This is a genomic window from Psychrobacillus psychrotolerans (genome assembly GCF_900115805.1).
Lineage (GTDB): Bacteria > Bacillota > Bacilli > Bacillales_A > Planococcaceae > Psychrobacillus > Psychrobacillus psychrotolerans.
Genome location: NZ_FOXU01000002.1, coordinates 378493 through 391487, shown reverse-complemented (window position 1 = coordinate 391487; position 12995 = coordinate 378493). Strand labels below are relative to the sequence as shown.

Below are 12995 nucleotides of genomic sequence, written 5' to 3'. Positions count from 1 at the left end.
AGAGTTTTCTTTCCAGCGAAATTTTCCACTAGTTTAAGTTAAATCGACCTATCAATGAAACCTGGTAGAATCTTATAGTTTGAAATGGAAATCCATGAATTTAAAGGAGGTGTACAAAATGGCAATTGGTAGGGGTAGACTTAGTCAATATCAACTATTACATGAAGAAAAAAAGTTGCGAAATCATCTTGTGGAAACTGTTTTATTATCCAAACAATCATTGTTTTCTCTTTTAGATCAGTACAATACTGTTGTGATAAAACCTTCTTTTGGTCCTGGAAAAATAATCGTTTCCTTGGAGAATCACAAGTTTAAGATAAAATCGCAGCAGAAAGTGGTGAGTGTAAATAATAGAGAAGAAATGTTTGATTATCTAAACCAATGTGAATTAACACAAAAATATTACGTAGTTCAGCCTCTAAAATTTACTACACCTCTATCACAAATCCCTTATCGTTTTTTTGTTACTGTCCATCGAAAAAACTCCACTTCTAAATGGCGTACAGTTTCTGTAACGAATAGTAAAGATTCCTCGCTTTTCATAAAATTATTCCAAAATATTTTTTTAAACAAATCCAAAGGTCTATCTGTTCTAGTTGCTAAAAAAATTGGAAATTCCTTTCCGAGCTGCAACACGATTGTAGTGGAAGTCATCTTCGATTATAAGACAGGTATTTGGATTTATGATTCGACTCTCCATTTTTCAATAAGTAAGTGGGATCAATATCAATATCTTAGAAACTCCCTTGTTCCTAAGACGGATTTACTTACAAGTGTCACGTTTAGAGACTATTTAAACAAATTTAGTGAAGCCATTATAAAGCCTTGTTATGGCCAAAATGGTATTGGGGTCGTGCAAATCAAAAGAAAACGGTCACATTTCTATGAAATCCATTCTGGAATAAGGACTATTATGAAGTCTAATTTAGATGAAGCTTATAGATATATTGTAGACACCTATCTATCCAAAAAGGATTTTATAATCCAACAGAGAGTGCCACTGGCTACAATTGATAAATGTCCTTTGGACGTCAGGGTAATAACACAGAAGGATGAATCTACTTGGAAGGTAACGGGGAAAATAGTCAAACTTGCAGGAAAACAATTCATCGTGACAAATGCGGCTCAGAAGCTACTCACTTTAGAAGATGCTATTCGGGATTCCACTATATTTTCTAAAAGCAGTGAACCCTTAAACACCAAAATAGATGAACTTTGTCTATCGGCATCCAGAATACTCGATGAAAAAAATGTCGACATTAAAATTATTGGCTTTGATGTTGGTATTACAAACGAAGGAAACATATGGATTATTGAAGGGAATTATGTTCCTGACCTTAAAATGTTCAAGAATTTTGAAGAACAATACAAAAATATTAAAGAGCTCAAAATTAAAAATAGAAGAAAATAAAGGAGGTATATTACTTGAAACTACAACTTGGAAAGTGGAAACAGCATCTATTGTTGAGTCAAAACCCCTTAACAGCTAAAAGTATTCCAAGGACAGCTTTATACAGTATGACTGATTTAAAGGATTTCATCAGTCGCTTTGATTACGCGTACGTTAAACACGATACAACCGGGCAGGGAAGAGCGATATATAAAGTATATAAACAGGAGGATGGACGCTATTGTTACAATGGCTACTCTATTCAAGGTGAACCAATTAGTAAATGTGTTAAAGTATTAACGGATTTCCACCAAACCCTGCACCCATTTGAGCGTATGGGTCGAATGGGTAATTATATTATTCAGGAGGGTATCCAGAGTTTTACGCCACAAGGACTGCCAGTGAGTGTTCGAGTTCATATTCAACTTCTAAAAGGGAAGTGGCTTATTGGGGGAATGAACGCAAATATTGGAACAGAGGGTAATTTGGAAAATGGTATTCTGAACTCTCATCGTGGGAGTGCGATAATAACAGTTAATGAATTATTGTCGTCTCATTGGCAAATGGGTGAATCCGAACGACATCAATTAATTAGACGTATAGAGACGCTTGCTACTTCAGCAGCAAAAGTAATAGCTAAACAGATCCCTTCGAGGGAATATGGAATAGATTTAGGACTAAACGCAGAACTGAAACCAATCATATTTGAAGTGAACAATACTCCTGGTATAGGTGGATTTGCAAAGCTAGAGAATAAATCCATATGGAGAAGAATCGTTGAAATTAGGAAGCTACAAAATGAAGAATAATGTTTCATACAATACGAAGGAGAGGGGGATTTTGTATGAAGCCTATACTTGTAAAAGACATACGAAATTTACTACAAGGGGAACTAATTAGTGGTTCTGACACTTGGTATGTCAGAAATGCTATTTATTATAAACGGCATGACCTGACTAAACGAAATACGCTTTTGTTTGTTAGCAGGGGTGATTCTATTAATTGGCAGGAAGTAAATAATAAGGGGCCAGCGCTTGTAATAACTGATAAGCCGTATGCAGAACTAAAAGATGCAATGTCCAATACAACTATTATGAAGGTTAGTAGTCTAGTGCAAGCATACTGGAGCTTCATGGATTATTATCGAAAACTATTTCAAATACCGGTAGTGGCTATAACAGGTACTTGTGGTAAAACAACTACCAAGGAAATGATGAAGCATATTTTGAGTATAGATAGGAATGTCCAGGCTTCTATCAGCAGTAAGAATGAGCCGCGACAATCATTACCATACTTAACTGGTATCTCTGACCATACAGACGCTGCAGTATTCGAGCTTGGCTTGGGAAATTCGGGTAATATCAAACATCAATGCTTAATATATCAGCCCACCATTGGGATAATTACAAATATTGGAGTACATCATTTAGATGGCTGTGGCAGTCTGGAAGGATATATTAAAGCTAAGTCAGAGATAGTTAGCGGAATCGAAAAGGGAGGTACATTAATCCTTAATGCTGAAGATCTTAACACGAAACAGGTTTCTTTGCGTAATTTTAAAGGAAAGATAATCTACTTCGGTGTTAGCAAGAAAGCTGATTTTAGAGCATCCAGTATAGAATTTGCGAATAATGGCATGAATTTCTCCGTAAATTATTTAAACAAAACATATAAAGCCTTCATTCCAGGATATGGGGAGCACCAAGTGTATAACGCGCTTGCTGCAATTGCGGCTGTACATGAAATGGGTCTGGATTTAGATGTGGCAATAGCTCGGCTAGCAACGTTCAAAAATATGTCCAGACATCTTGAGTTTTCGAAGGGGATTGGTGGAAGTACAATTATTGATGATACATGGACGAATAATCCTACTTCCGTAAAAGCAGCATTAAATGTATTAGAATCCATTGGAGCAGATAAAAACATTATTTTAGTACTAGGAGATATTAATAGATTAGGGAACTTTGAAAAGAAATACCATGCGGAAATTGGAAGTCTAGTTGCCCAAAAAAATATTCATACGCTAATTACCATTGGAAGCAAGGCAGAAGAAATAGCTCGGAAAGCGTTAACGGATGGAACGAAAGCTGACGTGCATATATTTAAGGATATACAAGGTGTTATGAAAGTCATAAAACCAAAGCTAAATGACCAAGCGATCCTGTTAATAAAAGGGCCCATGTCAAGCCGTTCCATGATTGACTTTGCAAATCAACTAAAAAAGAATGATGAATAAGAAAAGCGAAAGCTGACTTTAAGGGTAAACCTGTTTTTATTAGTTTTCGGTATATTGGACAGACTTGTTGCTATATTATCACCGATTGATTTTAGCGAGGTAATTATACTGGTTATCTATCCGTCGCTCTCCATCAACTTTTGGAAACAGGTTCAAAATCTTTTTGGGAAGAAGGTAAGTAATCCTTTCCTATATAGATTTTATTCTTCAAAACACCTGTTTCACTGTTCAGTTCAGGGCACTTTCTTATTCTTTTAGAAATGTGAAAGTGCACACATTGGATATTCTAATCAAAAAAGCATTCATCGCAGTTTGCGATGAATGCTTGAATTTTGGCTTATTTTAAAACTCGGCGTGCAGAAACGTAATTTTGCTTAGCAAAAGTAGAATCTAATTTATCTTTCATGACAATACCTTTAGTAGTAAGGCTTAAATATTCGTTATTTCCAACATAGATACCTGTTTGTGTAATCTTAGTACCACCATTATTGGTAGAGAAGAACAAAAGATCTCCCTTTTGAAGATTGGCTTTTGATACGGCTGTTCCTGCTTGTGCTTGTCCGCTAGCAAGTTTATCCTTTAGGTCTATTCCATGTTCTTTAAACACATAATACGTAAATCCAGCACTTGTAAAAGTTAACGTGCTTTCATTATATGAATAGCCAAATTTAGCTTTACTCATTAGATTAGTTGCGAAATTCACAACCTTATCAGCAACCTGAGTAGTAGATGATGTCGGAGCCGAAGCAGCTACACTAGTAGTTGTGCCTCCTGAGATAACACGTTTTGCAGTAATATAGTGCTTAGCATAATAATCTACAAATAGAACTCTTGTTAAAACACCATCTGAATTAGGAACGATGATACGGTGATCTCCCGCATAAATCCCTACCATTGTTGGTGTACTAGATCCTGTAACCCCATTAAAGAAGACTAAATCACCTTTCTTTAAGTTGGCTTTAGATACTGTCGTACCTTTTTTCATTAACTCCTTTAAGTTCGTAGTACCTAAAGTTACGCCATTTGATTTATATATGTGGTCAACAAATCCAGTCGCAGTAAAGCGTAACGAGGATGCATTATTAGTAGTACCCATAGTCACTTTATCCTTTAAGATATAAGCTTTACTTACAATACTATCTCCTTTGGTTGCAGGATTAGAAGGAAGTAGTGTAGGTAGGACTCTTCGGGCAGTAATATAACTATCCGTATAATATGGTTTGCTATCTAGATCTGTAATAACTATTTTTTGAGTAGGGTCTGCCATTTGAATTATTTTATTGTCCCCTATATACATACCTACGTGATTTGGAACCTTTCCTCCTCTGCTATCAAAGAAAAGAAGATCGCCTTTTTGTAACTGACTTTTAGCAACATAAGTACCTTGCTTCATCATATAGTCTTCGTTATAAGTGGCAAGGTCGACTCCATTTTTCTCGAATATGTACATAAGGAAACTCGCACATGAGAATTTATATGGATATGTTGGCTTATAAACTGTATTACTATAAGTAGCCTTACCGATTAAACTTTTTGCAGTTTGTATTAATTGGTTCGCCTTCGCTTCCACAGCTGCTTGATTGTTCTGCGGGTTTATTGTAGCAGCCGAAACTTGCATGTTTTGTATATTAACAGGGGCAAAGCCGCCAATTGTACTTAAACCGATAATCGCTATTAATGTCGTTGCAACAAATTGCTTTTTCATCGTGTACCTCCTAGTTTTTTGAGCAACTTGATTTTAGCATGCAAAAGTTAGGGGGCTTAGTGGCAATATATTCCTCATCTATATATTACAGATGCGATTCCCTGTACTAGAAGAGTTGTACGTGAAGGTTACAGTTTCGTTACAAATATTTCATATGTGGAGCCATATAACTGCATTTATCAAAAAAGAAGCTCTCACAAAGAGAGCTTCAGTCCATTAGTAACCTGGTTTTTTTAGAATTTTAAAGATATTATTCTTATAGTCTTCCACACCAGGTTGGTCAAAGGGATTAATATCTAGTAAGTATGCGCTATAAGCACATGAAATCATATAGAAATACAACAAATGTCCGATATGTTCCTCGTCAATTTGCTCAATGGTTAAGGAAACTTGTGGTACACCGCCATCTAAGTGAGCGCTAGCAGTTGCTTCGTGGCAAGCATGGTTGAATTCATGAAGCGTTAATCCACTTAAATAGTTTAGTTCATCTCCATCATTTTCTGCCTCGAATACAGTTAAATCATCATTAGCTTTTTCAACTGTCAAAAACGTTTCAAATAACATGCGTTTTCCATCTTGAATGTATTGGCCTAATGAGTGCAGGTCTGTTGAATAGACAACGGAAGCAGGGAAGATACCTTTACCTTCTTTACCTTCACTTTCCCCAAACAGTTGCTTCCACCATTCTTGAATATAGCGAAGTTTTTCATCAAAGGTTGCCATAATTTCGACCGGATAACCAGCATCATACAAATGCTTACGAATAATAGCATACTGAATAGCACTGTTTGTTGTTGGATCAACAAGATTGAATTCCTCTTGTGCTTTTGTAGCACCGCCCATTAGTTTTGCAATATCATATCCTGCGGCCGCGATTGGAAGTAAGCCAACTGCCGTAAATACCGAATATCTACCTCCAATATCATTTGGCACGACATAACGTTTATATCCCTTTTCAATTGCAAGTGATAAAAGGGCACCTTTTTCTTCATCTGTAGTGACGATAATACGAGATGTTGCCTGTTCACCGTAGCGTTTTTCCATGTATTGCTGTAAAAAACGGAATGCTAATGCTGGTTCGGTCGTTTTACCAGACTTGGATATTACATTTAAAGACACTTCTTTTCCATCTAAGTACGACATCAATTGTTTCAGGTACTCTCCACTGACCATTTGACCGGCAAAAATTACTTCCAGACCTTCTTTTGTTTCAAATGGTGTCGAAAGTGCTTCAATTACCGCTTTAGAACCTAGATAAGATCCGCCAATTCCGATAACGACAAGGACATCCGATGTAGAACGAACTTGTTCAGCTGTATTTTGAATATCTTGAAGAAATTCATTACTCATATTGCCTGGCCAATCAACCCATCCTAAAAAGTCAGCTCCAGCAGCTGATTTTGTATGTATCCCTTCATGTATTGCGTTTAGTCGATTCTTCACTTCAGGTGTAACCAATTGTGAATAATCCCCCGAATAATTTACATTAATATTCATACGAATCCCCTTTGTAATACTGCATTTATTACTACTAATTTTATCATTAAACAGATATAAAAACGAGCATATGATACAAGAAGATTTTGTTCGTATACTATACAAAAAATCCCTAAACGAGTATGTAAAGTTTAGGGATAGAACAGATAGTTTCTAACGCGATATAAAAATTAACGTTCTCCTCGGTCACTTAGCGGGTATTGGTTTAAACGGTTCTCTACATCTTTTGCACGGATGGGTTCTCCAGGACCTTCTAATTCATCTCCATCATAAGAAGAGTCCGATTGATTTTTAATATAGTTATCATAAACAGCGCCATAGTTCTTGTCTACATACAGGAGAATTCCTCCATTTTTCACTTCACTATAATAACGTTCAGACTCTTCATCAGTAAATCCCATTTGACTAAAGGCAGCACGAACTGGCTCATCACCCATCAAAAATGCTTTGAATTTATCTAACCAGTTACCTTCTACAGATTCTAACTCTACAGCTGTTTGTCCTCGCACGATTGAAAGTGATTCCTTGTCATCTGTTACGACATAAATATCGTCATCCACATATCCTTCTAATTTTAGTTCATTGATTTTGTCTAATACTTCCTGTTCTGTTAGAAATGATCCCACAAATTTTTTATCTGCCATTTTAAAAGACCTCCATATTTTTTAGTATTGCTATTAATTTACCCATTAGAGCCTGTCATAAACAAAGACATTTCTCTTCAAAGTTTAAAGGGTAGAAAAATATATTTTCTTTTAAGAACACATAGGTTGTGTAATTTTCTACACTAAATAATTGCTTATATACTTAACTACTATTATACTTAAACCATAACGTGATGGTTTGGAGTGATCTAATTGGGATCGAAAAACTAAGAATTGGTGAATTAGCAGAAAAAACAGGTATAACTAGACGGACAATAGATTATTATACAACGCTTGGCCTACTACAAGCTGAACGTTCCGCTTCTAATTATCGTTATTACTCTATAGAAATGATCGAGAAACTACGATTAATTGAGGAGAAAAAAGCTTCTGGAATGTCTTTGGAAGCTATCAAAAAACAATTTGAAGAGGTTCAAGTTGAAGAGGTTGATATTCAGGAGTTACGTTTACAAATGCAATATTTAGAAAAAGAAGTTACTCATTTAATAGAACAGATTAATTCAGAGGAAAAAGCTACTCAACACAATATAAAACAAAAAGTTTCATCAGAAAGCGTTGCGCTAATGCAATCTTTACTTTTACTTATCACTTAGGAGGTGAAGTCTTACTATTATAGTAAGACAACTTATTGACCGTATTAAACTTAACTATATTCATTATTTTATTAGCATTAACAGGATTTTTTGTTGCAACAGAGTTTGCAATCGTTAAGGTAAGGCATTCGAGAATAGATCAGCTTGTGGCTGAGGGCCGTAAAGGATCGCTTGCAGCAAAACATGTTACCACACATCTAGATGAATACTTATCGGCCTGTCAGTTAGGAATTACTGTTACAGCACTTGGTATTGGGATGGTGGGTGAATCGACATTTGAATTCATCCTACATCCTTTGTTTAATGGTATCGGTATTAGTACTGAATATATTCATTACTTTACAATCGGTGGTGCGTTTGCCATTGCAACATTTTTACACGTAGTAGTTGGGGAGTTAGCGCCCAAAACGGTTGCAATTCAAAAGGCGGAAGCTGTATCCCTTCTTTTTGCAAAGCCCATTATGATTTTTTATAGAATTTTATACCCGTTTATTTGGTTCTTAAATGGTTCCGCACGTATTTTAGTAGGTCTATTTGGTATGAAGCCAGCTTCTGAACATGAATTATCTCATACCGAAGAGGAACTGCGATTATTGTTAGCAGAGAGCTTTAAAAGTGGTGAGATAAACCAAAATGAATTGAAATATGTGAATAATGTCTTTGAATTTGATGATCGAATTGCTCGCGAGATTATGGTGCCACGTACTGAAATTATTGGTTTTGAAAAGAATGCAACATTCCATGAAGTACTTACATTAATTTCCGAAGAGCGCTACACCCGTTATCCTGTTTATGATGGAGACCATGATAATATAATCGGCTTTATAAATATTAAAGACTTTTTGACGCAGGGAATGAGTAATCGGGTTACTGCGGAGACATTTACGATGGAAAGGTTTACAAACCCTGTCATAAATACAATGGATACTATACCGATAAATTCCCTATTATTGAAAATGCAGAAAGAGCGTACGCATATTGCTATTCTTTTAGATGAGTATGGTGGTACTTCTGGTCTTGTCACAGTAGAAGATATTCTTGAAGAAATAGTTGGAGAGATTCGTGATGAATTTGATGAAGATGAAATAGCGGACATCCGCAAACTAAAAGATGATCATTATCTAATACACTCAAAAGTACTACTAGACGATGTAGCGAAACTTTTGAAAATTGAGTTAGAAAATCCAGATGTTGATACATTTGGTGGTTGGTATTACACGCAAAATATGGACCTGTTAATGGATAAACAGGTTGAGTATAATGGCTATAAATTCTCTATTTACGAAAAAGATGGTCATCAAATACATTTTATTGAAGCGATAAAAATACCTTCTTAATACCATGCAAGTGAATAATATTGAACCTTCTAGAGCTCAAATCTAGAAGGTTTTTTTATATAGCACTTTACTAGTCGATTTTCAGAGTAGGCAGGAGGGATATGTTAATATAAAGTAAAAAGCCAACAACTATCCGATCAACAGAAATAATTTAGGGAAGATCGAGAAAGGATACACAATGAATTTTTCGATGAATGAAGCAAAGATAAAGCAATTATGTGGGGTTACCGCTTTTAAAAAGGGTAAATCTTATTATCAAGCTGGAAAAGTACATGTGCATTCTTTTCAACCAGATATCATAAAAGCGACTGTACATGCAGTCGATGATGTGGAAGTTATGGTAGTAGCAGATATTGAGGGGAAGGTTGGAGGTACTTGTACTTGTCCGCCTATAGGATTTGTTAAAACATATTGTCAGCATATTGCAGCAGTGCTCTTTGTAGTAGAGGAAAAGGAAACAGAAGAGCGTCTGGCATCAAGAATGCTTGATTTGTTTGAAAACAGATCTGTGCACCCTACAGCAAAACAGCTACATTTTGATAAAAGACAAACATTACATATTGAATTTATATGTCATCTATTACCACTAGTTGATGGCTGGGATAACGGAATTGGCATTCAGGTAAAGGTGGGTACAAATAGTTTATATAGTATTTCTAACATGAAAGATTTTCTTCGTAATTTGGAGAGACAAGAGCCATTTGAATATGCCTCAGAACAATACTATGCTCCCGAGATATATAGCTTTCCAAAAGAATCAGATGCCGTGCTTCAGCTGTTATTAAAAGGGCAGCATGAGCAATCCCTCCACGCAGATACCTTACTCATCTCAGCATCCGACTGGGATCAGTTAGTCCCGTTGTTAACAGAAGCGCCATTAGTTCGATTCGTTCACGGGGAAAGGAAATATAGTGGGGTGAAGTTTGGAAGAGATCTTCCACTCCGTTTTGCCTTTGATGAAACGAAGAGGACCAATTACCAACTGAATGTGGAGGGACTTGATCAAATTGTTGTGTTGAAAGGCTATGGATATGCATTCTCACAGGGAATTTTGTATAAGCTTCTTCCAGAAGAATGTATAAGACTTGCCGAACTAAAAGAGATGCTTGATCAGTCTGGAAAACATGAATTAGTCATATCAGAGAGCCAAATCGATTATTTTATGGAGAAAACCATACCAGGGCTTATGAAGCTGGGGTATGTACATATTGCAGAATCTATTTCTAAAAGAATGGGAGAAACCCCACTCCGGGTAAAGCTGTTTTTAGACCGAGTCAAGCATCGAATACTTGCAGGACTTGAATTTCATTATGGACACCTGGTTATAAATCCTTGTGAGGAGATAGAGTCAGATGTTATGCATTATCCGGGTATTAGACGGCAGTTGGATAAAGAACAAAAGATTATCGATGTGCTAATGGAAAGTGGATTTTCTCAAACCTCGGGGGGATTCTACTTGTTTGATGAAGAGGCAGAGTATCACTTTTTATATCATGTCCTATCTGGTATGGAAAAGTGGGTCCAAATATATGCCTCGACAGCAGTTAAATTGCGTGTACAAAGAGGATATATTGGTCCGAGGATTAAAGTAGAAGTAAAAGAGCGAACAGATTGGTTAGAGTTTAAATTCGATTTAAAAGATATTTCAGAGAAGGAAATTCAGCGATTGATGATCTCCATAGAAGAAAAACGGAAATTTTACCGTATTCCAGGAGGTAACTTAGTTTCACTTGAAACCCCTGAATATCAAGCATTATCAAGCTTTATTATTGATATGGGAATCACGTCGGATTCATTTGACGATGAAATCCATATACCGTTAATAAAAGGGATGCAAATGATTGATGCTTTAGATCAAAGTGATCTATTAGAACCTGGTGAGAAATTTGCAAAGCTCATGAAAAACTTACATGACCCTGAAAACTCAGAATTGGATGGCGCTATACCTCTGGAAACGATACTTAGAGACTATCAAAAAGTAGGTTTTCGTTGGTTTCAGCTGCTGGCAAAATACAAATTTGGTGGTATACTCGCCGATGATATGGGACTTGGAAAAACCCTTCAAAGTATTGCCTTTATTGAATCCGTTCTTCCAGATATTCGTGCGAGAAATTTACCGGTGTTAATCGTGTGCCCTGCATCGCTATTATACAATTGGAGGAACGAGCTAAAAAAATTTACTCCACATATCCAGGTGCAGGTGATAGATGGTAATAAGACAAAAAGAAGTGATTTGTGGCGACACACTTTACATACTGATGTAATAATTACTTCTTATCCAACGCTACGATCGGATACAGATCTGTACCGGGAACGATTTTTTCATACATTGTTCTTAGATGAGGCCCAAGCCTTCAAAAATCCGGTAACCAAAACAGCGAAAGCAGTAAAAATGATCAAAGCAGATTTCCGATTTGCCCTAACGGGAACACCAATCGAGAATACATTAGACGAGCTCTGGTCTATATTCCATGTTGTATTTCCCGAACTATTACCTGGAAGAAGAGCCTTTAGTGAATTAAGTCGTGAAAATATTGCAAAACGGGTCCGACCATTTATTTTGCGTCGGATGAAACAGGATGTATTGAAGGAATTACCAAAGAAAACAGAAACAATGCTCTACTCTGAATTACAAGTCGAACAAAAGACATTATATGCCGCTTATTTGGCTGAACTTAAACAGGATGCACTGAAGCATTTAAAAAAAGGGAATCTTCAAAGGAATCGTATTAGAATATTAGCAGGTTTAACAAGGCTTCGACAGCTTTGTTGTCATCCAGCTCTATTTGTAGATGGTTACAAGGGAAGTTCAGCTAAATTTGAACAATTGATGGAGCTTCTAGAAGAGTGCAGAATATCAGGGAGAAGAGTGCTCATTTTTTCGCAGTTTACACAGATGCTAGGAATTATTAGAGGGAGACTTATACGAGAGGGGACTCCTTACTTCTATTTAGATGGACAAACCCCATCTGAAGAACGGGTAGAATTATGTGATCGCTTTAACAACGGAGAAGGGAATCTATTTCTCATTTCGTTAAAAGCAGGAGGCACTGGGTTAAATTTAACTGGAGCTGATACAGTTATTCTATATGACCTCTGGTGGAATCCAGCAGTGGAGCAGCAGGCCGCTGATCGTGCTCATCGAATGGGTCAAGTAAACGAAGTTCATGTCATACGTTTAATAGCTAAGGGTACGATAGAGGAAAAAATTACTCAGTTACAACATAAAAAACAAGGCCTCATTGATGAGGTCATTCACTCAGGGGAGGATACTTTGTCTGCAATGACAGAACAGGATATTAAAGAGATTTTAATGATTGAATAGGGAGTTTTTAAAGAATAGTCCAAGTGAAGCATAAAAGCTTTACTTGGTTTTTTTATTTGCTCTTATTCAGAAAATGGTGCTCTTTATAATCGTTTTTAGCACCTTATTTTTGATTCCTAATAGGAAAGTTTGTTAAATAGATTAAACGCCTTAAATGGCCGATAAGTGCTTAATTAACGGAATTGGATAATTCAAATTCTAAATTGTGAACTATAAATAGGCTAAAAGTTATTCTTTCTTTTATTAC

At 36.3% G+C, this 12995-nt stretch carries 9 protein-coding genes; 6 read left to right on the top strand and 3 right to left on the bottom strand.

From position 1 onward, the window contains the following. Positions 1-118: 118 nt before the first annotated feature. Genes BM260_RS06940 through BM260_RS06930 form a run of 3 tightly spaced genes read left to right on the top strand, consistent with a single transcriptional unit; the run spans position 119 to position 3626 of the window. Positions 119-1411 (top strand): YheC/YheD family protein, encoded by a 1293-nt coding sequence (locus BM260_RS06940; RefSeq protein WP_175496224.1) that lies wholly within the window; start codon positions 119-121, stop codon positions 1409-1411. A 14-nt stretch (positions 1412-1425) separates the two neighbouring features. Further along, positions 1426-2199, top strand: a complete 774-nt coding sequence (locus tag BM260_RS06935; RefSeq protein WP_175496223.1) for a YheC/YheD family protein — start codon at positions 1426-1428, stop codon at positions 2197-2199. Positions 2200-2234: 35 nt separating this feature from the next. Next, on the top strand, positions 2235-3626 hold the full coding sequence (locus BM260_RS06930) for a UDP-N-acetylmuramoyl-tripeptide--D-alanyl-D-alanine ligase (RefSeq protein ID WP_093536424.1): 1392 nt from the start codon (positions 2235-2237) through the stop codon (positions 3624-3626). A 337-nt stretch (positions 3627-3963) separates the two neighbouring features. Here BM260_RS06930 and BM260_RS06925 read toward each other — a convergent pair whose 3' ends face one another. The 3 genes from BM260_RS06925 to BM260_RS06915 form a co-directional block, all read right to left on the bottom strand. Further along, positions 3964-5331, bottom strand: coding sequence for a C40 family peptidase (locus tag BM260_RS06925; RefSeq protein ID WP_093536422.1), 1368 nt, complete (start codon positions 5329-5331; stop codon positions 3964-3966). Between the two features lie 216 nt (positions 5332-5547). After that, positions 5548-6828, bottom strand: a complete 1281-nt coding sequence (locus BM260_RS06920; RefSeq protein WP_093536420.1) for a glucose-6-phosphate isomerase — start codon at positions 6826-6828, stop codon at positions 5548-5550. 170 nt (positions 6829-6998) lie between these two features. Beyond that, entirely contained in the window at positions 6999-7472 is a 474-nt protein-coding gene (locus BM260_RS06915; protein WP_093536418.1) for a general stress protein, read from the bottom strand. Between the two features lie 194 nt (positions 7473-7666). On the opposite strand from BM260_RS06915, the gene BM260_RS06910 reads away from it, so the two are divergent. The 3 genes from BM260_RS06910 (at position 7667) to BM260_RS06900 (ending at position 12748) form a co-directional block, all read left to right on the top strand. After that, positions 7667-8086: a MerR family transcriptional regulator gene (locus tag BM260_RS06910; protein WP_093536416.1), complete on the top strand. Its 420-nt coding sequence runs from the start codon at positions 7667-7669 to the stop codon at positions 8084-8086. Between the two features lie 35 nt (positions 8087-8121). Continuing rightward, on the top strand, positions 8122-9423 hold the full coding sequence (locus BM260_RS06905) for a hemolysin family protein (protein ID WP_093536414.1): 1302 nt from the start codon (positions 8122-8124) through the stop codon (positions 9421-9423). Between the two features lie 190 nt (positions 9424-9613). Further along, positions 9614-12748 carry an SNF2 helicase associated domain-containing protein gene (locus BM260_RS06900; RefSeq protein WP_407691703.1) on the top strand — a complete coding sequence of 1045 codons (3135 nt, stop codon included), beginning with the start codon at positions 9614-9616 and terminating at the stop codon, positions 12746-12748. Positions 12749-12995 lie beyond the last annotated feature (247 nt).

Bases quoted from the DNA above. Each gene is read 5' to 3' on its own strand.
- BM260_RS06940 (WP_175496224.1), top strand. From the start codon at position 119: ATGGCAATTGGTAGGGGTAGACTTAGTCAATATCAACTATTACATGAA.
- BM260_RS06930 (WP_093536424.1), top strand. From the start codon at position 2,235: ATGAAGCCTATACTTGTAAAAGACATACGAAATTTACTACAAGGGGAA.
- BM260_RS06925 (WP_093536422.1), bottom strand. From the start codon at position 5,331: ATGAAAAAGCAATTTGTTGCAACGACATTAATAGCGATTATCGGTTTA.
- BM260_RS06920 (WP_093536420.1), bottom strand. From the start codon at position 6,828: ATGAATATTAATGTAAATTATTCGGGGGATTATTCACAATTGGTTACA.
- BM260_RS06915 (WP_093536418.1), bottom strand. From the start codon at position 7,472: ATGGCAGATAAAAAATTTGTGGGATCATTTCTAACAGAACAGGAAGTA.
- BM260_RS06910 (WP_093536416.1), top strand. From the start codon at position 7,667: ATGGTTTGGAGTGATCTAATTGGGATCGAAAAACTAAGAATTGGTGAA.
- BM260_RS06900 (WP_407691703.1), top strand. From the start codon at position 9,614: ATGAATGAAGCAAAGATAAAGCAATTATGTGGGGTTACCGCTTTTAAA.